Source organism: Serratia sp. JSRIV002, assembly GCF_019968725.1.
GTDB classification, from domain to species: Bacteria; Pseudomonadota; Gammaproteobacteria; order Enterobacterales; family Enterobacteriaceae; genus Chania; species Chania fonticola_B.
The window spans coordinates 3531596-3554279 of record NZ_CP074143.1; the positions used below are offsets into that span (position 1 = coordinate 3531596).

26 protein-coding genes and 1 riboswitch are annotated in these 22684 nt (G+C 53.2%); of the genes, 10 read left to right on the forward strand and 16 right to left on the reverse strand.

Features of this window, described 5'->3' with window-relative positions; all coding sequences use genetic code 11:
• Positions 1 to 195 precede the first annotated feature (195 nt).
• On the forward strand, positions 196 to 1797 hold the full coding sequence (locus KGP26_RS16595; RefSeq protein WP_218519226.1) for an EAL domain-containing protein: 1602 nt from the start codon (positions 196 to 198) through the stop codon (positions 1795 to 1797).
• Between the two features lie 87 nt (positions 1798 to 1884).
• On the opposite strand, the gene KGP26_RS16600 is transcribed toward KGP26_RS16595, so the two are convergent.
• Positions 1885 to 3432: a transporter associated domain-containing protein gene (locus KGP26_RS16600; RefSeq protein ID WP_021806773.1), complete on the reverse strand. Its 1548-nt coding sequence runs from the start codon at positions 3430 to 3432 to the stop codon at positions 1885 to 1887.
• A 586-nt stretch (positions 3433 to 4018) separates the two neighbouring features.
• On the opposite strand from KGP26_RS16600, the gene manX reads away from it, so the two are divergent.
• The 5 genes from manX (at position 4019) to mntP (ending at position 8195) form a co-directional block, all read left to right on the forward strand.
• Positions 4019 to 4990, forward strand: coding sequence for a PTS mannose transporter subunit IIAB (gene manX, locus KGP26_RS16605; RefSeq protein ID WP_021806774.1), 972 nt, complete (start codon positions 4019 to 4021; stop codon positions 4988 to 4990).
• Positions 4991 to 5046: 56 nt separating this feature from the next.
• Positions 5047 to 5847, forward strand: a complete 801-nt coding sequence (locus tag KGP26_RS16610; RefSeq protein WP_021181036.1) for a PTS mannose/fructose/sorbose transporter subunit IIC — start codon at positions 5047 to 5049, stop codon at positions 5845 to 5847.
• A gap of 15 nt (positions 5848 to 5862) precedes the next feature.
• Entirely contained in the window at positions 5863 to 6705 is an 843-nt protein-coding gene (locus KGP26_RS16615) for a PTS mannose transporter subunit IID (protein WP_037376029.1), read from the forward strand.
• 55 nt (positions 6706 to 6760) lie between these two features.
• Positions 6761 to 7219: a DUF986 family protein gene (locus tag KGP26_RS16620; RefSeq protein ID WP_021806775.1), complete on the forward strand. Its 459-nt coding sequence runs from the start codon at positions 6761 to 6763 to the stop codon at positions 7217 to 7219.
• A 217-nt stretch (positions 7220 to 7436) separates the two neighbouring features.
• Positions 7437 to 7616: riboswitch (yybP-ykoY riboswitch) on the forward strand.
• A gap of 12 nt (positions 7617 to 7628) precedes the next feature.
• A complete protein-coding gene (gene mntP / locus KGP26_RS16625; protein WP_024487163.1) occupies positions 7629 to 8195 on the forward strand; it encodes a manganese efflux pump MntP in 567 nt (188 codons plus the stop codon).
• Positions 8196 to 8332: 137 nt separating this feature from the next.
• Here mntP and rlmA read toward each other — a convergent pair whose 3' ends face one another.
• Positions 8333 to 9199 carry a 23S rRNA (guanine(745)-N(1))-methyltransferase gene (gene rlmA / locus KGP26_RS16630; protein WP_021806777.1) on the reverse strand — a complete coding sequence of 289 codons (867 nt, stop codon included), beginning with the start codon at positions 9197 to 9199 and terminating at the stop codon, positions 8333 to 8335.
• A gap of 145 nt (positions 9200 to 9344) precedes the next feature.
• Between rlmA and pgeF the strand changes: the two genes are divergently transcribed.
• The gene (gene pgeF / locus KGP26_RS16635; RefSeq protein WP_179249033.1) at positions 9345 to 10058 is read left to right on the forward strand and encodes a peptidoglycan editing factor PgeF; all 714 of its coding nucleotides are present in this window, start codon (positions 9345 to 9347) and stop codon (positions 10056 to 10058) included.
• A gap of 65 nt (positions 10059 to 10123) precedes the next feature.
• On the opposite strand, the gene cspE is transcribed toward pgeF, so the two are convergent.
• From cspE to KGP26_RS16650, 3 genes are all read right to left on the reverse strand, one after another.
• Entirely contained in the window at positions 10124 to 10333 is a 210-nt protein-coding gene (cspE, locus tag KGP26_RS16640) for a transcription antiterminator/RNA stability regulator CspE (protein WP_002221949.1), read from the reverse strand.
• A gap of 41 nt (positions 10334 to 10374) precedes the next feature.
• Positions 10375 to 10491: a DUF2627 domain-containing protein gene (locus KGP26_RS16645; protein ID WP_002211058.1), complete on the reverse strand. Its 117-nt coding sequence runs from the start codon at positions 10489 to 10491 to the stop codon at positions 10375 to 10377.
• 746 nt (positions 10492 to 11237) lie between these two features.
• Positions 11238 to 12236, reverse strand: a complete 999-nt coding sequence (locus tag KGP26_RS16650) for an MBL fold metallo-hydrolase (RefSeq protein ID WP_021806779.1) — start codon at positions 12234 to 12236, stop codon at positions 11238 to 11240.
• Between the two features lie 213 nt (positions 12237 to 12449).
• On the opposite strand from KGP26_RS16650, the gene KGP26_RS16655 reads away from it, so the two are divergent.
• Positions 12450 to 12734: a hypothetical protein gene (locus KGP26_RS16655; RefSeq protein WP_021806780.1), complete on the forward strand. Its 285-nt coding sequence runs from the start codon at positions 12450 to 12452 to the stop codon at positions 12732 to 12734.
• Between the two features lie 36 nt (positions 12735 to 12770).
• Here KGP26_RS16655 and KGP26_RS16660 read toward each other — a convergent pair whose 3' ends face one another.
• From KGP26_RS16660 to KGP26_RS16670, 3 genes are all read right to left on the reverse strand, one after another.
• Positions 12771 to 14141, reverse strand: coding sequence for an amino acid permease (locus KGP26_RS16660; RefSeq protein ID WP_223664299.1), 1371 nt, complete (start codon positions 14139 to 14141; stop codon positions 12771 to 12773).
• 162 nt (positions 14142 to 14303) lie between these two features.
• Positions 14304 to 14540 (reverse strand): DUF4060 family protein, encoded by a 237-nt coding sequence (locus KGP26_RS16665; protein WP_021181027.1) that lies wholly within the window; start codon positions 14538 to 14540, stop codon positions 14304 to 14306.
• Positions 14541 to 14630: 90 nt separating this feature from the next.
• Positions 14631 to 14933: a phage protein NinX family protein gene (locus KGP26_RS16670; protein WP_024486479.1), complete on the reverse strand. Its 303-nt coding sequence runs from the start codon at positions 14931 to 14933 to the stop codon at positions 14631 to 14633.
• Between the two features lie 110 nt (positions 14934 to 15043).
• Here KGP26_RS16670 and KGP26_RS16675 point away from each other — a divergent pair, with 110 nt between their 5' ends.
• Positions 15044 to 15451 (forward strand): VOC family protein, encoded by a 408-nt coding sequence (locus tag KGP26_RS16675; protein ID WP_209526762.1) that lies wholly within the window; start codon positions 15044 to 15046, stop codon positions 15449 to 15451.
• 87 nt (positions 15452 to 15538) lie between these two features.
• On the opposite strand, the gene KGP26_RS16680 is transcribed toward KGP26_RS16675, so the two are convergent.
• From KGP26_RS16680 to KGP26_RS16690, 3 genes are all read right to left on the reverse strand, one after another.
• Positions 15539 to 15820: a YebO family protein gene (locus tag KGP26_RS16680; RefSeq protein WP_021806783.1), complete on the reverse strand. Its 282-nt coding sequence runs from the start codon at positions 15818 to 15820 to the stop codon at positions 15539 to 15541.
• A 98-nt stretch (positions 15821 to 15918) separates the two neighbouring features.
• Complete coding sequence (locus KGP26_RS16685) at positions 15919 to 16062, reverse strand: PhoP/PhoQ regulator MgrB (RefSeq protein WP_021181024.1); 144 nt, start codon at positions 16060 to 16062, stop codon at positions 15919 to 15921.
• 119 nt (positions 16063 to 16181) lie between these two features.
• Positions 16182 to 16421, reverse strand: a complete 240-nt coding sequence (locus KGP26_RS16690) for a DUF2766 family protein (RefSeq protein WP_021181023.1) — start codon at positions 16419 to 16421, stop codon at positions 16182 to 16184.
• A 169-nt stretch (positions 16422 to 16590) separates the two neighbouring features.
• On the opposite strand from KGP26_RS16690, the gene KGP26_RS16695 reads away from it, so the two are divergent.
• Positions 16591 to 16803 (forward strand): YccJ family protein, encoded by a 213-nt coding sequence (locus tag KGP26_RS16695; RefSeq protein ID WP_218519222.1) that lies wholly within the window; start codon positions 16591 to 16593, stop codon positions 16801 to 16803.
• 332 nt (positions 16804 to 17135) lie between these two features.
• Here the strand turns inward: KGP26_RS16695 and cbpM are convergent, their stop codons facing one another.
• The 5 genes from cbpM to KGP26_RS16720 form a co-directional block, all read right to left on the reverse strand.
• Positions 17136 to 17438, reverse strand: a complete 303-nt coding sequence (cbpM, locus tag KGP26_RS16700; RefSeq protein WP_021181020.1) for a chaperone modulator CbpM — start codon at positions 17436 to 17438, stop codon at positions 17136 to 17138.
• Positions 17438 to 18358, reverse strand: a complete 921-nt coding sequence (gene cbpA, locus KGP26_RS16705) for a curved DNA-binding protein (protein WP_021805649.1) — start codon at positions 18356 to 18358, stop codon at positions 17438 to 17440. The genes cbpM and cbpA overlap by 1 nt, the downstream gene beginning before the upstream one ends.
• Before the next feature lie 609 nt (positions 18359 to 18967).
• The gene (locus tag KGP26_RS16710) at positions 18968 to 19774 is read right to left on the reverse strand and encodes a DmsC/YnfH family molybdoenzyme membrane anchor subunit (RefSeq protein WP_094983194.1); all 807 of its coding nucleotides are present in this window, start codon (positions 19772 to 19774) and stop codon (positions 18968 to 18970) included.
• A gap of 12 nt (positions 19775 to 19786) precedes the next feature.
• Entirely contained in the window at positions 19787 to 20335 is a 549-nt protein-coding gene (locus KGP26_RS16715) for a 4Fe-4S dicluster domain-containing protein (RefSeq protein WP_021805651.1), read from the reverse strand.
• A 3-nt stretch (positions 20336 to 20338) separates the two neighbouring features.
• Complete coding sequence (locus KGP26_RS16720) at positions 20339 to 22672, reverse strand: molybdopterin-dependent oxidoreductase (RefSeq protein WP_218519219.1); 2334 nt, start codon at positions 22670 to 22672, stop codon at positions 20339 to 20341.
• Between the last annotated feature and the right edge of the window lie 12 nt (positions 22673 to 22684).

A 22684-nucleotide genomic window follows, 5' to 3' on the forward strand; every position in this document is an offset into this window, starting at 1 on the left:
CAATACTGCTAACCTGACCACTTCGCCCATCCGCCGGTTAACCCCAAAATTTCCCCTTTGATTGCACGAACCGAAATAATTTGTTGAGTTACCATCAATTTTCCATGCGAACAGGCTAGAATTAGCCAAGCATAGTATTACTGAATTGCGCCTGGAAGTGGCGTCAGGCAGCTAGACTGAACAAGGACTTACCGGATGTTGATGACCCAACTTGCCGCATCGAAATACCGCTATTACCGTTGGCTTCTCGCCGGCGCGGTTGGGTTGGCTATTTTGTTGATTTCGCTTTATACCCGCTACTATCAGGAAATCCGTAATACCGAGCAGAACCAGCGCGTCCTGGCCAGCCGAGTGATCACCAAACTCAATGCGTTGCTGCTGCCCGCAGAGCAACAGGCTCTCAGCACCATGTCGCTAATCGGGCAACCCTGCGATTCGGTGATGCCAACGTTACGCTTTCGTGCCGCACAGAATCAGGCGCTGCGCTCGTTGCTGCTAGTCAAGGATGGTACGATTTATTGCTCCAGCCTGTTTGGTCAGCGCCACTATGTGTTTACCTCCATTTTCCCGACCATGACCCAAGGCGGCATGCAACTGGCACTGCGCCCCTCCCTCATGGTGGCAAAAGGAACGCCAACGCTGGTGCTATGGACTCCGTTGCCCAACCAAAGTACCAGCGGAGTGTTGAACGTTTTCAATATCGATCTATTGTCCAATTTCCTGCTGGAACCACAAGAGCCTTACGCTCACCGCGTAGCCCTGAACGTGGGTGCCTACAGGCTGGAATATGGTCAACAGGAAATTACCCTGAGCGATGCCAATGCAGACGGCCTGCAATACACTGCAAAATCCGCCAAATATCCTTTTTCCATCTCCCTGTTTGGACCTGATGCCCGAACTCTGGCGCTGGCCGCACTACCCCGCCATATTCCTCTGGCGCTGATGCTGAGCCTGCTGGCGGCCTACGTGGTCTATCTGATCACCGCCAACCGCATGAGCCTGTCTTACCACATTGGCCACGCCATTTCGCATCGCGAATTTCGCGTTTATTGCCAGCCGATTATCAACAGCGATAATGGGCGCTGCGTCGGTGTTGAAACCTTGATGCGCTGGAAAAACAAACGACAAGGCTGGATTTCGCCAGACGTGTTTATTCCGCTGGCCGAACAGCACGCCCTGATCATTCCCCTCACGCGTTATCTGATGACCACGGTGGTAGAAAACCTCAACCTGTTCCCCCCCCGCCCCTCTTTCTATATCAGCATCAACGTCGCCGCTGAGCATTTCAATACCGTCAGCATTATCGATGACATCCGCCGGATTTGGCTGCCCGCCCATCCGATGCCTTCATTGATGCTGGAACTGACAGAGCGAACCGCTCTGTCAGAAATTCAGTATGAGCAGATTAAAACGCTCAAAGAGATGGGCATCATGCTGGCGATAGACGACTTCGGTACCGGCCACAGCTCGCTCAGTTACCTGAAAAAGCTCAGCCCGGACGTGTTGAAGATCGATCGTGGCTTTACCGCCGCCATTGGTACTGACGCAGTCAATGCCACCGTGACCGATACCATCATAACGTTGGCACAGCGCCTGAAATTAAAACTGGTGGCCGAAGGGGTTGAGACAGAGGAACAGGCTGAGTATCTACGTTCACAGGGAGTAAATGCCTTACAGGGATATTATTTTGCCAAGCCGATGCCGATCAACGTGTTCCCGCTGTGGCTGCAGCAGTATGAAACCCGCCAACGCGCGCTGCATAAAAAGCCGCAAACAAAAGAAAAGCGAGACGGCTGATACAATTCAACCGGCTCGCTATGTACGTTAGCCAATGGACCAGCAACGCGGCAAACTGTGGCCGGGAGATACCCCCGGCCTGAACACTTACTCGTCTTGTTCGTGCAGCGGTTTCACCTTGGTGATACTGACCAGCTCGATGCGATAATCCGAGATCTCAAGGATTTCAAAGCGCAGGTCGTGAAGTTCGACCACGTCGCCCACCGTTGGCATCTGGCCAGAATATGAGAGCAGGAAGCCCGCCAGCGAGGCGTAATCCTCGGTGGGGCTAACCAGATCGTCACAGTCCAACGCCTGCTCCAACGAGTGGAGATCCGCTCCGCCTTTCACCAGCCAACGGTCGCCATCCTCGATAATATCCGGCGTTTCATCTTCATCCGGGAACTCACCGGCAATCGCTTCCAGCACGTCTAACGGCGTGACCAGCCCCTGCACCACGCCAAACTCATTGGTCACCATCACCAGACGGCCCTTGGCCCGGCGCAATACCGCCAGCAGCTTGATCACGTCCATGGTTTCCGGCACCACAATCGGTGGAGTACGTGCGGCAAACTCGGCGATATCCACCCCCTGATCCAACGCGACCAGCAGATCCTTGGCTCGCACTACGCCGATAAACTCGTCCAGCTCATAGCGGCAAACCGGGAACAGGCTATGCGGGGTATCCAGCAACTGTTCGCGCACCTCGTCGCGGGAGCGTTCGCAATCTACCCACGAAATCTCGGTGCGCGGCGTCATGACGCTGCGCAAGGTACGGGAAGCCAACGTCAGCACGCCGCTGATCATATAGCGTTCCTCCTGCGCAAAGGTTTCTTTCACCTTATGCAGGCTGTCTTCATCCACCTGCTGCTGGGTACGCTGTTGCCCCATCAGGCGCATAATCGCTTCAGCCGTGCGTTCGCGCATCGGGCGACGAGACTCGTGCTTGATGAAGTTGCGCCGTGCAATCTGGTTAAACATCTCGATCAGGATCGAGAAACCAATCGCCGCATACAGATAGCCTTTCGGAATGTGTACGCCAAGGCCTTCGGCAATCAGGCTCAGGCCGATCATCAGCAGGAAGCTCAAACAGAGCACCACGATGGTCGGATGGGCGTTCACGAAGTTGGTCAAAGGTTTCGAGGCCAGCAACATCACCGCCATCGCAATCACTACTGCTGCCATCATGACCGGCAGATCGTTGACCATCCCCACCGCCGTGATCACCGCGTCGAGCGAGAACACCGCATCAAGGATGACAATCTGCACCACCACCGCCCAGAATTTGGCGTAGCCACGGTTGGCACCTTCCTGATGGGTGCTGCCCTCCAGCCGTTCATGCAGCTCCATCGTGGCTTTGAACAACAGGAATACCCCACCAAACAGCAGGATCAGGTCGCGGCCAGAGAAAGCGAACTCCCCCACGCTGAACAGCGGTTTGGTCAGCGTCACCATCCATGAAATCACCGACAGCAACCCAAGACGCATCACCAAGGCTAATGAAAGACCGATAATGCGCGCTTTATCACGCTGCTTGGGCGGTAGTTTGTCGGCCAGAATGGCGATGAATACCAGGTTGTCGATACCCAGCACGATTTCCAAGACCACCAGGGTCAATAACCCGGCCCAAATCGAGGGGTCCATTAATATTTCCATATCAGACTCCAGAAGAAAGACAGGTTGGCAGAGCTGTGCTCAGACGTAGGGAAGCAAACGCAGACGTGGCGTTGGCGATGACAGAGAGAAAACAGGATGGCACTAACAGGAAGCAGCCATAAGGCCGAGCGAACGTTGTGGCGCCAACAGGTGGCGGGTGAAACCTTGTAAAACAGTAACTTCGGTGACAGTCCATAGGGAGGGCTGAGGCCCTTCACTCCTTGGTTATGAAAGAAGAATGCACTCTAACAGGAAACTTTTCGCCAGAAAAGTGGCTTTGTTCAGTTTACGTCTCATTTTGTAACAGCTTTGCTGTTTAATTCCGCAAACCAACTATTCGGCTTAATCGATCCACTAATAGCAGAGCAATGTCACAAAATTTATTTTTTCACGCACTAAAATAAATGTCGTTAACAGGAATTAACGGCCACAGGTTTTTGAAACTGCGTGATAAATGTTAAGTGTGAGTTTCTTTTTTTCTACCATAATGTATTTGAACCAACGTATCTGAACCGCGGAAGTGACTGCCAGGATGGTGATGAGTCAAGACACGATCCGTGCCTTAAGTTCAACGAGGAGGTAGCGAGTGGCAATAGCTATTATCATCGGCACACACGGGACTGCAGCGGAACAACTGCTGAAAACAGCAGAAATGCTATTGGGTGAGCAAGCCAACGTCGCCTACATAGATTTCGTTCCCGGTGAAAATGCTGAAACGTTAATTGAGAAATATAATGGGAAAATCAGTGAACTCGATACCAGCGATGGCGTCCTGTTTCTGGTTGATACCTGGGGCGGCAGCCCGTTTAACGCGGCCAGCCGCATCGCAGTAGACAAACCACACTATGAGGTTATCACCGGGGTTAACATTCCCATGCTGGTGGAAACATTCATGGCCCGTGATGACAACCCAAGCTTTGACGAACTGGTCGCGCTGGCGTTGGAAACCGGCCGTGAAGGCGTGAAAGCGCTGAAGAAACCGGTGGAAGAGAGTGTTAAGCCCGTCGCGCCACAAAGTGCCCCTGCTCCAAAAGCCGCTGCGCCCCAAGCGCCTCTCGGCCCCAATGACCATATGAAAATCTGTCTGGCGCGTATCGACGATCGTCTGATCCACGGCCAGGTTGCTACCCGCTGGACCAAAGAGACCAACGTCAGCCGCATCATCGTAGTCAGTGATGAAGTAGCCGCCGACCACGTCCGTAAAACCTTGCTGACTCAGGTTGCTCCTCCAGGCGTTACCGCTCACGTTGTTGACGTGGCAAAGGCGATCCGCGTCTGGAACAACCCGAAATATGCGGGTGAGCGCGTAATGCTGCTGTTCACCAATCCAACCGACGTTTGGCGTCTGGTAGAGGAAGGGGTGGATATCAAATCGGTGAATATCGGTGGTATGGCGTTCCGCCAGGGCAAAACCCAGGTGAATAACGCGGTGTCCGTCGATGAGAAAGACATCGAGGCGTTTAAGAAGTTAAACGAACGCGGGATTGAACTTGAAGTCCGTAAGGTCTCTTCCGACAGTCAGCTAAAAATGATGGACCTGATTAACAAACTCAATTAACGGCAACGTCGTTAATTTTTTTACTCAGAGCTGTTTGGTCATATAGGAGAAGTGCAATGGAGATCACCACTCTTCAGATTGTACTGATATTTATCGTTGCCTGTATCGCCGGGATGGGTTCCGTCCTGGATGAGTTTCAATTCCACCGCCCGTTAGTGGCCTGTACGCTGATTGGCTTCGTTCTCGGTGACATCAAAACCGGTATCATCATCGGCGGTACGCTGGAAATGATCGCACTGGGTTGGATGAACATCGGGGCTGCGGTTGCGCCCGATGCGGCGTTAGCGTCGATTATTTCCACCATTCTGGTTATCGCCGGTGGGCAAAACATCGGTGCCGGTATTGCTCTGGCGATCCCACTGGCAGCAGCAGGTCAGGTACTGACCATTATCGTGCGTACCATCACCGTGGCCTTCCAGCATGCGGCGGACAAAGCGGCAGAACGGGGTAACCTGAACGGTATTACCGTGATCCACATCGCGGCCCTGTTGGTACAGGCAATGCGTGTCGCTATTCCTGCGGTGATCGTGGCGGTCTCTGTCGGCACAGCTGGCGTCCACGCCCTGCTTAACTCAATTCCGGAAGTGGTCACAGGCGGTCTGAACATCGCCGGTGGCATGATCGTGGTAGTCGGTTACGCGATGGTCATCAACATGATGCGAGCCGGTTATCTGATGCCATTCTTCTACCTGGGCTTTGTTACCGCAGCCTTCACCAACTTTAACCTGGTCGCACTCGGTGTGATCGGCGTGGTGATGGCGGTGCTCTACATCCAGCTCAGCCCTAAATACAACAAGTCTCAGGTGGTTCAGGCCAACCCTGCCGGTGCCAACGACCTCGATAACGAATTGGACTAGGAATAGGTGAAAGAAATGGTTGATACAACGACTCAAAAGAAACTGACACCTGCCGATATTCGAGGCGTATTCGTACGCTCCAACCTGTTCCAGGGTTCATGGAACTTCGAACGTATGCAGGCGCTAGGTTTTTGTTTCTCGATGGTGCCGGTGATCCGTCGCCTGTATCCGGACAACAACGACGAACGCAAGCAGGCAATCAAACGCCATCTTGAGTTCTTCAATACGCAACCGTTCGTCGCAGCGCCAATACTTGGCGTTACCATGGCGATGGAAGAACAGCGTGCCAACGGCGCACCGATCGACGATGCGGCCATCAACGGCATCAAAGTAGGTCTGATGGGGCCACTGGCCGGCGTCGGTGACCCGATATTCTGGGGTACCGTTCGCCCGGTATTTGCCGCATTGGGTGCCGGTATTGCCATGAGTGGCAGCCTGCTCGGCCCGCTGTTGTTCTTCGTACTGTTTAACCTGGTACGCCTGTTGGTTCGTTACTACGGTGTCGCTTACGGTTATCAAAAAGGGGTCGATATCGTTAGCGATATGGGCGGTGGTTTCCTGCAAAAACTGACGGAAGGGGCGTCCATCCTCGGCCTGTTTGTCATGGGGGCTCTGGTTAACAAGTGGACGCACGTGAATATCCCGCTGGTGGTGTCAAAAATTACCGACCAGACCGGGCAAACCCACGTCACCACGGTACAAACCATCCTTGATCAGTTGATGCCTGGCTTGGTACCGCTACTGCTGACCTTCGGCTGTATGTGGCTACTGCGCAAGAAGGTCAACGCGCTGTGGATCATTATCGGCTTCTTCGCCATCGGTATCTTCGGTTACTGGATTGGTCTGTTAGGTCTGTAATAGCAATTGATAGCCGGGGGGCAACCCCCGGTTTTTTTATTTATGGAGTGGTGAGATGTCGCTGACCGATAGCGTAATACTGATTTTTATTCTGCTGATGCTGGCGTATGCGCTGTATGACGAGTTCGGCATGAACCTTCTGAAAGGAAAAACGCTGTTAAAGGTGCAGCTCAAGCGGGGTAACCGCCTGGACTGCCTGATCTTCGTCGGTCTGATCGCCATCCTGATCTACCGCAACCTGGTCGAGCAGGGAGCGCCGATAACTACCTACCTGCTAATTTCCCTGGCGTTGATGGCGGTATATATCTCCTATATCCGCAAGCCCAAAATGTTGTTTAAAACTACGGGCTTCTTCTATGCAAATGCGTTTATTGACTATCGACGCATCAAAGCCATGAATTTATCCGAAGACGGCATTCTGGTTATCGACTTAGAACAGCGCCGGTTATTAATCCAGGTTACGCACTTGGATGACCTGGAAAAAATCTATCATTTTTTCCTTGAAAATAAATGAGTTAAATCCACCTCACCCCATCCTGATTAATTAACAGTGTTTTTGTGGATAATTAATCAGCATGGCTGGTATTTTTCCTGCTTATTTTTTCCACACCATTGATGCAACTATCGCCATTATTACTCTCACCAAGCCCGCTAATGAAAATAAGTCTCAATTTCACCCAATACCCCGGTGAAATTAAACGTTGTCCGCAGCAAAAATATTATGGTATGGTTGCGCCGTCATTGGGGAGTAGCCGGTTTCTGGGGGAGTTTTAACCAGAAACGCCCGTATCAACATACTCGTTTCGTCAGCGAAACGTGGTGCGGGCAGCCAGGTAGGTTGGCGAGACCATAGGCACGTAACTCCGTCGTATGGTTGGGGGTGGGTTACGTGTATATGGAGCCACCCGGCCGAGACTATTTCAATGAACCTTTCCGCAACTCTTATCCTGGCTTTTGGCATGTCTATGGACGCGTTTGCCGCGTCGATCGGCAAAGGTGCCACTCTGCATCAACCGCGTTTTCGCGAAGCTATCCGTACCGGTCTGATCTTTGGCATCATTGAAGCCATTACCCCGCTTATCGGCTGGGGTATCGGGCTGTTTGCCAGCCAATACATCATGGAATGGGACCACTGGGTCGCCTTTAGCCTGCTGTTTATCCTTGGCGCACGCATGATCGTTGAAGGGGTGAAAAACAAGCCGGAAGAAGAGAAAGTCAATCGTCATGGTTTCTGGGTGCTGGTTGCTACGGCCATCGCCACCAGTCTGGATGCGATGGCAATCGGTGTGGGTCTGGCATTCCTACAGGTTAATATCCTGCATACCGCGATGGCGATAGGTATGGCGACCATGATCATGGCGACGCTGGGGATGATGGTTGGCCGGTTTATCGGCCCGCTGCTGGGCAAGCGCGCAGAAATTCTTGGCGGCGTGGTGTTGATCGGGATTGGCTTTAATATCCTGCTGGAGCACTTGGGCTACCTGGCTTAATCCTTGGCAGAGAAGAAGACTCCCTCACCCTAACCCTCTCCCCAAGGAGAGGGAACCGACCGAGTTCGTTGATCTTTCTGCGTAATACCTCAACTTTCTTGCTTTTACACCCTGGTTTCCGAAGCTACATTGGCCAATTACCTACTCTGTTCAGTTCCCTCGTCCTGTGGGAGTGGGTTGGGGTGAGCGGCGACCCGACGGTACAAGCGGATGGCGAAATCCGTCTCGCAGGCAAAGGTAGCCATGTCGAGCAAACCTTGCTGCACCTCCGGCGAAGCGCGCCAGGCAAACGGCGTCATCTGCAACAGATTGGCAGCCTGCTCACCCGGCAGCGCCATCGGATAAGCCAGTGACTCGGCCAATTCACAGCTGAAGCCCTCAAGCTGCTCATCATGCTCCGCATGCAATTGAACCTCCTGATAAACCTGCTGTTTTAGCTGATAAAGGTGACGCGGCCCCGGTGACACTGTCACCACCACCCCACCCGGCTTGACGACCCGCGCCAACTCCTCGGCTTTACAGGGGGCATAGATACGTAACACAGCATCGAGCGACGCGTCAGCAAACGGCAGGCGATGGCTGGAAGCCACGCAGAAAGAGACCGCCGGGTAGCGTTTGGCTGCCGAGCGGATAGCCACCTTGGCAACATCCAGGCCATACACCGCTACGGTCCGCTCCTGAGACAAGCGTGCCGCCACGGCGGCCGTGTAATAGCCTTCACCACAACCAATATCCAGCAGTGCCTGTGGCTCAATAGGCAAAGTGCTGGCTAACAGTTCAGCCACCCGCTGTTGCAACGGCTGGTAGTAGCCGCCGTCAAGAAATGCGCGGCGGGCCTGCATCATCTCGGCACTGTCACCCGGCTGTTTAGAACGCTTGTGTTGCACCGGCATTAAGTTGACGTACCCTTCTTTGGCACGGTCGAATTGATGGTTATTTTCGCAACGCCACTGTTGGTTTGCGAAATCAAGCGGTTGGAAGCACAGGGGGCACTGATAAGACATGGATGAGATCCCAGAGAGAGATGGCGCGGGTAGTCTAAAGAAGGCTGGTGTACGATGCAAGGCGGATGCCCATCTGCCACTAGCCAAGTAATCCAAAAGCTGGCTACACTGGATATCTCCTCTCAGCCACAGGCAAAAACGTTCTATGACCGACTATTCCCCGCTGCTCAGCGGCGTTCCTGGCATCGCTCATGGCTTTGGCAATAAAGGTGCCCTGCTGCCAACGCCGTTACAGCCCTTTCGCAATACGCTGCCTGAGAAAAAACAAGTACACGGTACTCGCATAGTCGATATCCATCAGGCGGGCCAGCAATGCGGTGAGGCCGATGGCTTCTTTACCCGTGAGCCAGGGATCCTGATCAGCGTATTAACCGCAGACTGCCTGCCGGTGATTTTCAGCCGTAAAGACGGTAGCGCCATTGCTGCGGTACATGCGGGCTGGCGCGGCCTGCTGGATGGCATTCTGGAGCAGATGGCCAAACGTATCGGCCAGGATGACGATACCGCCAACTGGTTGGCCTCCATCGGCCCCGCTGCGGGCGCTTGCTGCTATCAGGTTAACCAGGAGTTGGTCGAACAGTTTCAGCAGGCGCTGCCCTTGCCAGCAGAGCTGATCAGCCCGACCCAACGCCATCTGGATCTGGCCGCCATCGCCGTAAACAAGCTCAAAGCCTTGGGCTTCGCCGCAGTCGATCACGCAGGCTCTTGCACCATCTGCACGCTCAACAGCGACCCACGGCAGCCCCAGCGCTTTAAATACACCAGCTATCGCCGCAACAGCCATCGCCGCGCACAAGATCCCAACCATCCGGGGATTAAAGGCCGCAACCAGTATTCCGGCATCATCATCACCAGGTGATATTCATCGACGCCAGATACGAAAAAACCCGCACTAAGGCGGGTTTTTTGTTCAGCTGAAGCTGATTAGATTGCAGTAACGTTTACTGCAGATGGGCCTTTCTGGCCATCTTGGATTTCGAACTCAACGTTCTGGCCTTCAGCCAGGGTTTTGAAACCGTTACCCTGGATTGCAGAGAAGTGTACGAACACGTCTTTGCTGCCGTCAGCTGGGGTGATGAAACCGAAACCTTTAGACTCGTTGAACCACTTAACTTGACCTTTGATCTTTGCCATCTTGAGTATTTCCTTTGGATTGTTTAAACCGCCCGTAGGCGTTACATAGACAAACTAGAGTCGTTACTGCTTGAGGCACTAAGATAAGGATCGGCAGAGAAGCGGTATTCAACGCTAACGTCTTTACTCAGAACTTCTTTACTGAAAATGCCACACATATACAGAACTGTACCTCGTTTTACCCAAGTGCGTTATCACATACTCTGGAATCGATGGCAAGCCATTTTTAATCACTCATGGACGTGTCGCACATATTTGAAACGGTCAGCCGCAAGAATAGCTTAAATAGGGCAAAAGAGGTTGAAGCCTTGGCTATTTTCTGCTTTGTAAAGACGCCGCGCTGTACTCCGCGTGGCGCCTCAGTTTTAACAATTCTTTCAACTCGACAGCGAGCGATTTAGACCACATATAAGCCGCAGACAGGCCAAAGAACGTAAAAAAATTTGAATCTTTATGGAATTTTATATGCAACTATTGAATATCGAAGGCCGGGGGCCAAACGGCCCACTGATCCGACCTTTGGGGAGCAAAGCCTGTCATAGCAGGATAGTTATGCTTTGGCCACCGCAACAGAACCGTTCACTCGGGCCAAAACGCTCACACAGGCCAGTGCATAATCATGCAGCGAGCCAAATTTTGCACCAAGAATGTGCAACTGGACGAAATAGCCACCCCACCCTGCGGGTTTATATCCGTAGCTAAGTTAGTAAGGATAAAAAAAATATTAAAAATACCACCTAGCCACTCAGCAGCTATTTCCGCCGAAGATTAACGAAATCGCCAAGGCATTTTTTTCACTACTCTTGGCGTGACGGTTTTATCCATTACCCGCCGTAAACCCCGCAAAGCCGCACCACGCCCAGCGCCACCCGATGCGGGGTACGCCGCAACCCCATGATACTCATTAGGAGTTAGGGCTAACCTCCAGATGTTCACCAATCTTCAGCGGATAAAAACTGTGCTGCTCGACCCCGGCTTCGCGTAGTGCCAGGCTGAGTTGCACAGGTGGTTCATCCAACGACTCGTCGGCCAATTCAAACACGCCCCAATGGATAGGGATCACTCTGGGTTCATTCAATTGCTGATACAGCCTCACCGACTGCTGTGGGTCCATATGCTGCTCTTGCATGAACCATCTTGGGGCGTAAGCACCAATGGGCAACGCCGCGATATCGAACGGCCCAAGGCGGGTGCCGATATCAACCAACCGTTCGCTGTAACCGCTGTCACCAGAGAAATAAAAACGCAGCGCCGGGTGATGGATCACCCAGCCACACCATAGAGAACGATTGCGATCCCACGGTGTACGCATGCTCCAGTGGCGTGCTGGCGTGGCGTAGAACGTCATCTCATCCAGCGTCAGGCTCTCCCACCAATCCAGTTCGACCACCCGTTTGGCCGGGTAATGGCTGAACCAGCGTTTGAGGCCCAGCGGGACGACAAAGGTGGCATTGCGAAAGCGTTTGGTCAGTTCCCTGATGGTTTGACGATCCAGATGGTCGTAGTGATTGTGGGAAATCAGCACCACATCTACCGCTGGCAGCTGTTTTACCGTTAGCGGGGGCGGCGTCTTGCGATGTGGGCCGTAGAAGCTCACAGGTGATGCCCTTGGCGACAGTACCGGATCGATCAGCACGTGGCGGCCCCCCAGGCGCAATAGCAGAGAAGCATGGCCCAACCACCATACACGGTCCTGATCGCCGCTCAGATCGGCGGCTTGCCACCAGTTGGCGATAAACTGCTCGTAGCCTGCCTGAGGAGGTTTGGGCAGGCCGAGCTTCTTGCGTTCGTCTTGCCAGCGCTTCAGATCCCCGGGCTGGTGTAACGACGGCTCCGGGTTGCAGAATCCCTGTGGCGTATGATGCGCTTTGCTGGCGTCGTAATATTTGTTGGTTATTTTCAACCCATTCTCTCCCTGTAGTACCATAGTGGTGCCGCAATCGTTACAAGATTGCCTACCCAATAGCTTATAGTATCGCAATGACAAACAACTGACCTTTTTGTGGATGTTGTTGTCATAGCCAGAGTAAGAAGGCCAAGGTCGCCAAGAACCTGTTAAGCCTTTCTTAAGAACCTTGTGATTTACTTACTAGGACATTCTGAAAAAGGAGGAGTTATGAGCCGGACTGCATCAGGCAAGTCACGCGTTCGTATGGGCCGCTATCGCCGAGCGCTGGCGACGCAAGGGCAATACTGGAAAATGTATCTGGCAATGAAGCTGCGCCGGCTACGCGTACCGTCACCGCTGCTGTTACTGGCAAGCACCCTGGCAGGCTTTTTTATGCTGGGCCTGCTGATGCTTAGCGTGGTGGTGATTGATGTTATCAGCACCCTGTTCCTGCTGTGCAGAAAGCTGCTGCGGCTGGGGCGCCACCCTCAGGGCAATGCCGTCGCCCGTTAACCGTTCGGAGGCGCTGAGGCGCCTCCAACGTGAATACTACCTCTTGTTACCAACTGCCTTTTTACGCCGGGTCAGCAAAAATCCAACCCACAACAACAGTACCCAAACCGGCATCAACAGTACGGAGATGCGGATCCCTGGGCTGAAGTACATGATCACCAGGATCAACGACAGGAACACCAGGCACAGATAGTTGCCAAACGGATACCATAGCGACCTAAAGCTGGTGATCACCCCTTGGCGATCTTTGGCTGCGCGGAATTTCAGGTGCGCCAGGCAAATCATCACCCAGTTAATCACCAACGTCGAGACTACCAGCGCCATCAGTAAGCCAAACGCCTCGCCGGGCATGACGTAGTTAATCAATACGCCTACCGAGGTGGCCAACGCCGATAACGCGATAGACAGCACCGGTACGCCACGTTTGTTAACCTTGGTCAGCGCCTTTGGCGCATTGCCTTGTGTCGCCAGGCCAAACAGCATCCGGCTATTGCAATACACGCCGCTGTTGTAGACCGACAGCGCTGCCGTCAGTACCACTATGTTGAGCATGGTCGCCACCAGGTTGCTGTTGAGCGCATGGAAGATCATCACAAACGGACTGCCCCCTTCCACAACCTTGCCCCACGGATAAAGTGACAATAACACCGTCAACGAGCCGATATAGAAAATCAGGATACGATACACCACCTGATTGGTGGCTTTAGGAATGCTACGGCGTGGATCGGCGGCTTCTGCTGCGGTAATACCCACCATTTCCAGTCCACCGAACGAGAACATGATCACCGCCATCGCCATCACCAGGCCGCTAATGCCGTGTGGCATAAAACCGCCCTGATCCCACAGGTTGCTGATGCTGGCTTCCGGGCCACCGTTGCCGCTGGCCAACAGGTAGGCACCAAATACGATCATCCCCAGGATCGCCGCCACCTTGATGATGGCAAACCAGAACTCGGTTTCCCCATACAGGCGTACGTTCACCAGATTGACCAGGTTAATCACGACGAAGAAAACGGCCGCCGATGCCCAGGTTGGGATTTCCGGCCACCAGTATTGAATATAAATCCCTACGGCGGTCAGTTCCGCCATACCGACCAGGATAAACATCGCCCAGTAGTTCCAACCGGATAAGAAACCGGCAAAGTCCCCCCAATATTTATAGGCAAAATGGCTAAAGGAACCGGCAACCGGCTCTTCCACTACCATCTCCCCCAGTTGGCGCATAATCAAAAAGGCAATAAAACCACCTATGGCATAGCCTAGCAGCACGGAAGGCCCGGCCATCTGAATGGTTTGTGCAATACCCAGGAACAGGCCGGTACCGATGGCACCTCCCAGGGCAATAAGTTGTATGTGTCTGTTTTTTAAACCGCGTTTTAGCGGGGTATCCTGAAGCTGACCGCCCATCTTATCCTCGTCCGGCTGAGTATCCAGGCAGCATTGCGCAAGATATCGCCAACCAATAAATAAACCTGCGGGCGTTTTAACACTTAACCTTTCAGGCATCAAGGATTAGCGCCCGGCGATCGTTAACCGGGCCAGAGGGTTGCAGGAGGTTTGCTACGCCAGCTAGCTTGGCATACCGCACAGTTTGCTGAGGTTACGTGCGCCGATCATCAGCGTCGCCACATAGGATTGACGGCGAGTGATGACCTCCACCGCCACGCGATCGTTTTGATACTTTATCAGGTAGGTTGAGGGCCAGCCCTGTCGGTGCAGCCCATAGCTTTTGGCATGACAATCGATCGCCGCATGGGCAATCACTAAATGAGAGAGAGTGGTATCACCTTTGATAATGCGCTTCATAAAACAGTCTCCGTCAGCGACAGGTCCATTGTCAGAATAAGGCGGTGTCTCATCATTACGGGTCATCTACATTATCGACTAACATTTGATTTATTGCGCTTGCTGACTCAATAAAAAACAGATCATTGCGGCACGCAACGGGCTGTGACTGCCAGCTTGCCACTCCCCTTGCTGGGTGATCATACTGGCTTGCCACTGTGGCTGGTCACTTTGTTCGGGGGCATTAAGGCTTATTTTGTTGGCGCAGATAATCGGCCAGGCATCGGAGGGGTTCTTGCAGTAATCTTTCCCTTTCACGCCGCCGTAAGGGTACCATTTGTCCGGATTTTCTCCGGTGATTAACGCAATGCTGCGGTTTACTTCGGCGTCGCTTTCTTCGTACCATCTAATCATTGCTGATATCCATCTTTCATAGAGTTGGCGCTACATTACGACGCCAATACGACAGATTTATGACAGCTCGTGTGCCGTAAACATTATTTTTACTAACGGATAAATTGATTATGTTGCTGGGTCTTAACCACCTGACGCTCGCGGTAAGTGAGGTAGAACGCAGTTTTCGCTTTTATGTTGAGGTGCTGGGGTTTATCCCTAAAGCCCGCTGGCATCAAGGTGCCTATCTTGTATTGGGTGAACTGTGGTTATGCCTGTCATTGGATGATGCCCGAAAAAATCAGCTGTTGGGCGACTATACACATTACGCGTTTAGCGTGGCACCGGAGAACTATGCGCTCATTGTGGAGCGTTTGCGCAAATCAGGCGTACAGGAGTGGAAGAGTAATCACAGTGAGGGCGAATCTTGCTATTTTCTCGATCCCGATCGGCACGCGCTGGAAATTCACTGTGGCGATCTGGCAAGCCGGTTGGCAGCCTGCCGGGAGAAACCCTATCAGGGGATGGTGTTTTACTGAAACGGAATGGTGAGAAGGCGATCCGGTTAAAACTGAAACTGAGATAACCGACGTGTCCTTAACCTTCTCACCAAATGAGGGACGCGATTAACGCTCTGGGATAAACCCTTTATAACTCAGTGCCGGGCTAAGGTCATCATCATAATCGTCAACCGATGCCTTGTCCCCGCGGGCGGTTTGCACCAACGTTTTTAACAGTGCCGTTTGCTGGCGCTGCTGCTCGGCGATTTCCTGCAACAGCTGGATCTGTTCGTTGGCGCGTACGCTGGCGCGATTCACGATGAACCAGACCCACAAGCCAAACAATGCAGCCAACACCACAACGACGATGGAAATCAGGCCGGACGGGCCAGAAGCTAAATCAAACATGAACAACCCTATCTACTCTACTGCCTCAACCAAGCCGACATAGTAACATTCTCACCAAGGCCAGGGGCAAGTTTGCGAAAAATTGTTATTTCGCCATGTTACCAGGGAACGATACGCGTGATTGAGCAAATGCCCAGTGCAAACTTCTCACCTTGATCGCAATAGCTATCCAGAGCCAGCAGATAGAAAAGCAAGCAGGCAAACAGCGTTGCCGCTATCACCAGCAGTTTTTTACGCCCCAAACCTTAGCAGCCTTATGATTATGTTGTTAACCTAATCATCGATGCTAGCATAGGCAACTTAAACGAAGTTTAACCGGCCGTTTAGATTTCTCAGCCATCTGGAACAAAAAATAACCCGGTTACTCGCGGTTAAATTTCATCTCAATCAGCGCAATCGCTTTTTCAATCGCCCGCTTGGTGATCGGATCGGCGCCGGCCGGGTGGCTGCTAAAATCGATACTCTTGAGCTGGCTGGCCATTTTGTCCCGTACTTCGGTCGGCGCGATCACGTCGATCACATCCAGGATCTGCTTGATAACCAGTTGGCAGGCAACCAGATCGGAAACCAGTTCTTGATCGTTGCTCAGTGCGCTAGACATAATTTTTCCTCTGTTGATTTAAACGCGGCAAAGAATACCACGCCGTTTTGCATTTTGCCGCAGGCGTTCCGCCCTGAATTTTCGGCAATAATACGCATGCCTTGCAAAAACCAGCGGCAGAATTGTGGCCTATACTAGGCTGTGCCTCACACTCAACAGGAGAGCAGTCATGGCAAATCATAATGTGAAATCTTGGGCGACAGTGCGTGAAACCTCGGTAGAAATTGCCGAAGCGATCTTTGAGTTGGCCGGTAATGACGAGGTTTTGGCGCAAAAAATTTGGGAGGAAGGCAGCGATGAAGTGTTACCGCTGGCGTTCGGTAAAACCGATGCCGACCAACTTTACTGGGGTGAAGAAACCATCGAGCGTAAAAACGTCTGAGGCCCCCTCACCCCAACCCTCTCCCACAGGGAGAGGGAGTTGTTTGCCCCCGCCCATTTGGAACTAAAGAGGTCATATCAGCAAACCCGATCACCCTTTAGTCCAAGGTGAGTCAGCCGATGCTCAACTTTCACCCAACTCGATCGGTCCCCTCTCCCTGTGGGAGAGGGAGTTGTTTGCCCCTGCCCATTTGGAACTAAAGAGATCATATCAGCAAACTCGATCACCCTTTAGTCCAAGGTGAGTCAGCCGATGCTCATGATGAATCACTGCACTTTCACCCCACTCGATCGGTCCCCTCTCCCTGTGGGAGAGGGCTAGGGTGAGGGGCATCACTCTGCGATAAAGCGCTCAAGACGATGGCGTAGCTGAGCGTTCTCCCTGCGCAACTGTTCAATCTCATCAAGCAGCGTCAGCGCCACCGCAATACCGGGCCAATCCAGAGCCAGTTCACGTTGCAGACGCTGAGCGCGATTAAACGCCGCCACCGCCCCATCATCAAACAGCCAATCATCCACCGTCAGATCGCGGGGCTGGATCACTCCCAACCCCACCACCTCGGCCAATTCACTTTCCGTTACGCCGGTATGCAGGCAAAACTCGGTAATGGTGAGGGTTATCTGTAGCTTGGCCATTATGCTTTACTCCATTGCGTACGAGGATCGAAGGCCTGATTCGCCTCGGCCAGTCGTTGCCAGAGTGCGGCGCTGTCTGCATCGGGTTTAGCCGGCATGACAATCTTGATCACCGCATACAAATTGCCGGTCTCTTTTTTGCTGACCAGCCCCTTCCCTTTGACGCGTAACCGCTGCCCGGTCTGGCTCCCCGCAGGGATGGTCAACAGGATATTGTCCGCCAGTGTAGGGACAGAAACCTTGGTTCCTAACGCAGCCTCCCAAGGAGCCAAGGGCAGAACGATTTCCAGATCGTGCCCGATCACCTCAAACAACGGATGAGGTGCCAGCTGAATGATCAGGTACAAATCGCCATTGGCTCCGCCAGCCATACCAGGCACGCCTTGGCCTTTCACGCGGATACGCTCCCCGTCTGCCACGCCCGCCGGGATTTTCACGTTCAGCGTTTTAGCGATCTCTTTCTCTGTCTGACCAAATGCGTTGTACACCGGCACCTTATAGCTCAGGGTGCGGGTTTGCTCAGTGAGGGTTTCCTCCAGGAACAGCGCCACGCCGATCTCAACATCCTGCCCACGGGCCGCACGCGGTTGGCCCTGCTGGCGGCCACGCGCACGTTGGCCAAACATCGAGGAGAAGATGTCGGAGAAATCCTCGGCACCACCATACTCTTCACGCCGGGTCTGGCGGCCGAAATTGGGCTCGTTACGATGCAGCCGCATTTGGTCATATTCGGCCCGGCGTTCGCTGTCTTTCAGCACTTCATAGGCTTCTGCGACTTCTTTAAAGCGCGTTTCGGCATCGGGCTCGGTACTGACATCGGGGTGATATTTGCGTGCCAGGCGGCGGTAGGCGGTTTTGATAGCCTTGATATCATCTGAGGGTTTAACCTCTAGAATGGCGTAGTAATCCTTGATTTCCATAATGCTATGGTCTCTTTACTGTGGCCGGAAAAGTGGATAGCGCGTTGATACGTGAGCAAGTTTAGGAGATAAGACTCATTGTAGCGCCATCAAGCAGTTAGTGCAGTATGCGCATCACTTCACGCGGTGATTTAGCGTTTCGAGCTGATTGGTTGCGGAACGTGCGGGAATTGCGGTGCTGACAAAGTGTTGATGACACGGCCCATATCTGAGCCGGTCAACAGGTAGTGAGTGAATTTCGAGTTAACATTGCAGGTTCCGGTTGCTAGCCAGTTTCACGGTTCTTCACCTCCCACGCCTTGCGTGTTATTGACCATCATCACTGGCATTGCCAGAAAAGCGGCGACGCCCACGATCACAAAAAGAGTAATAATCACTGTCATTAACATGCGATCACCCCATCAACGTGGCGTTGTTACGGCTGACTCTCTGTTTTGGTTAATTACATTGCTGGCCTGGACTACTTGGCATTTGCGGTAGCGGGCAATCTCAGATTAGCTGGTTTTTCCGAATGCTGGCAAGCCCTGTATTGAGGCTTTTTTCTGCAGGATGTTGGGTCGGCCCGTCGCTCGGCGGTTGCACGGACTGGACCGACCTCAGTTTATTGCCTCAGAACCAGGGGAATTGGCCCATGACGTTATGATAAAACAACATACGCCCGACAATCTCCCCCGACACCAATGCCATTCCGGCTATCACGGCCATCGATGGGGCCAAACGTGTACGCAGGCCAAGCACCGCGAACAGCACACCGCCCACCAACATGCTGCCAACCAGCTGCCACCAAAGCATGATCCCTTGAGCGCTGGCCCCGGCAATTTGGTAACGCCCCACCAGCGTGGCCAGCAGCATCAGGCAGCCCACCAGCAAACCGTAGCGAACCGTGCGCGGAACGGCCAGGCCGCAGCCATTCAAATAGATCCCCAAGGTAGCGAACCCCAGCAGTAACGCGGTACTCAGAAACGCCAATTGGGTCAGTGGCGTATGCCACAGCGGATGGCTGACCATCTGGTAGTAGATTTGTGCCGAGACCAGAATGGCGGCAATCCCCAATACCGAGGTCACCATTCCCAATGTGGTGATCAAGGCCGACTTCTGCGGCCGCAGCCAGCAAACTGCCAACATCAGGAACAGGCTGATATTCACCAGGATAAAGGCGATCACCTCACGGCTTAGCCAAGAGTGCGGCAGGCCCAGCACCGCGCGGTAAGCCCCAAACGGGCTCCCCAGGTGCAGCAGTGACAAGCTGGAGCCAACGACTTCCACCAGCCACAATCCCAGAACCAGATATTTCAGTTGCCCAACGGACATCTGGGAGGTTGGTCGCAACCGATAGAGCGTCAAGGCGATAATACCGCCAATGCCCCATTGGCAGAGCACGGTAAAAAACACCAACGGCAGTTCATATTCGTTCATGGTAGCACCCTATTATTTATCCGCTGGAATAATGACCACGTTCGGGCCGCTGATACGGTGATCGGGCATGTGATATCTATCCTCCAGTACCGCCCAATCCGTTGAGTGGATTTTCCTTAACTCCTCGATATCACCAAACTTCAAGACGCCCGCCGGGCAAGACGCCACGCAACGCGGCGGTAACCCTTCGTCCAAACGCTCGGCACACATATTGCACTTGCTGGTTTTACCTTCCTGCGGATCAAACACTGGGGCGTTGTACGGACAAGCCATAATGCACATGCGGCAGCCGATGCATTTCTCATGATCCTGCACCACAATACCGTCCGGGCGCTTATGGTAAGTATCCGCCGGGCATACCTTCATGCATTGCGGATCGTCACAATGATTGCAGGACATCGAAATAAACCCTTCAGAATTCGGGCCATCGGTTTCATACTCCCGCACCCGCCGCCAAAGCACGCCCGGTGGCGTCTGATTCTCTGACTTACAGGCCATGGAACAGGTTTTACAGCCGTAACAACGTTTAATATCAATCAGAAAGCCATATTGTTTGGTCATGGGTTATCCCTCCGCCCGTACATCAACCAGCGTACTGTTACAGCAATGCCCTGTACCCAACGCCTCTACGGCGTCATTGGTGACGTGGCTGCTACTGCCTCCCTGTTGTTCCCACCAGCCGTTATCCAAGGAAACCACTCCTCGCTTGATATGTGTCGTCACCACGGCTATAGCCCGATGCTCCCCTCGCTCATTAAATACGGTGGTCCAATCGCCATGTTTGATCCGGCGCTGCTGTGCATCCTGCGGATGGATCATCACGTTAGGCTTATTGCGCTGCACCTCAAGGATCCATTCGTTCATGCCGTGGCTTGAGTGAATGCTGCGGGCCAGCTTGCGTTGTACCGCCATCAACGGGTATTTAGCGGCCAATTCCGGCGAGCCTTGTGGCGATTCATTCACCCGCAGATAAGTAACGACCGGCGAAAATTCTTTCTTCTGCCACTCTTCAATAAAGAAGTGGGCTTTACGGGTCGGCGTGCGGAACACCCCATGTTCAAACGGGATCCAGTCACCGCTCACCGGCAGCACCGGTCCTTTTTTCAACTGTTCCAGGGTGATACCGGAACCTTGCAGGCACGCATTGATGTAATGCTCAATCGGCTGGTTAAACACGTCGCCAAAGCCAAAACGCTCAGCCAGACGCGCAAAGATCCAATAATCCGGCTTGGCTTCACCCGGTGGCTCGACCGCTTGCTCCATCAGTTGCACATAGTGGCTACGCACGCCCGCCATCAGGCTGACATCTTCAAAAATGGTCGTCACCGGCAGCACCAGATCAGCATACAGCGCGGTAGAACTCATCAGGTTATCGGCCACCACCACGAAGGGAACCTTTTCCAACGCCTTCCTGACCATGTTGGTGTTGGGTAGTTGGGTCATGACCCCCATGGTCATAATCCACCAGAATTTAATTGGGTAAGGCCGGTCATTGACCACCCACTCCCCCACCTTGGCAACCGGGATCGGGGTGATTTTCTTCACCGCAGGCGCTGGTGGAATGATCGGGCTGAATTTTGCCATTTGGCGTGCTCCGCCTGCGTCACAGACCCCCGCCCCTCGCTTGCCGATATTGCCAGTTAGCAGGGCCAGGTAGAATTGGCTGGCGGCCACGTAGGTACCAAATTCGGTGCGCTGAGCGCCTGACATATTTTGCACAATCATCGCAGGAGCGGTGGTGGCATAGTCGCGGGCCAAACGCAAAATGGTGTGGGCGGGAATGTCGGTTTCAGCCGCAACCCGGTCAAGCGTCCATGGTGCAGCCTGCTGATAAACGGTTTCGAATACGGTGCGATAGCCGCTGTCGGCTGGCAGTTGGTGCTGGAACAACGCCGGAGTGATCCCCGCCTTGTCATGCCTTACCAGGCTCTGGCTGGTGCAGTCATAAACCAGATAGCTTTCAGTGTCGTTGGCATCGGCACGCACCAATTGATCTTTGGCATCCACCAGATACACCGCGCCGGTATGCTGACGCAGGAAATCCGCGTCAATATGCTGCTCTTCAATAATGATCTTCATCATCCCGAGCGCTAAAGCCGTATCCGTACCTGGAACAATCGGGATCCATTCGTCTGCTTTGGCGGCGGTCTCGTTAAAACGTGGGTCGATAACCACGATGCGAGCGCCCTGCTCTTGCGCACGTAGATAATTTTTAAAATACGCCTGCATGGTCACCGCCGGGTTGTTACCCCAGCAGATAATCAAACGGCTGTCGGCAATGGTGTCGCGGGTATCGGCATAACGTAGCCCCACCATTGGCATCATCGCCGCCGTCACTGCCGAGCAGCAGAGCGAACCCGCCTGTTTCACCGAACCGCCCAGATAGTCGAAGAACGCCTTGCCCATATCGTTCTTTATCGAGTCCATGTTGCCAGCATGAGTGGACAACAGCAGCCCTTCGTTGCCCTGTTCCTTGATGGTGGTACGGATGTTTTTTTCGATTAAATCCAGTGCCTGTTGCCAGGTAATAGGCTCGAATTTACCCTCACCTTTTTTGCCTACCCGCAGCAGAGGCGTCGTGACTCGCTGCTGATGATAAACCCATTTGGTTCGGCTGATGCCCCGCAGGCAACATTTCACATTAAAACCTTCCGTCGCTTCAATCTTCATCAGTTTTTTCTGATAGACGTAAGCGGTCAGGTTGCAGTGCAGGCACTCCATCGCACAGGTTGAGCGGAAAGTTTGATAGTCCGTCAGTTTAAGGTGGATGTGCCGTAGGGGTTCTTTTTGTTCGGATGTTAAGGAGAAAGCGCAAGGCGAGATTGACGCCAGGCCAATAACGCCAAGTCCTTTTAGCAAAGTACGCCGTTTGAGCCGGAGTGAAGAAAGTTCGTTCATAGTTTTTATCTC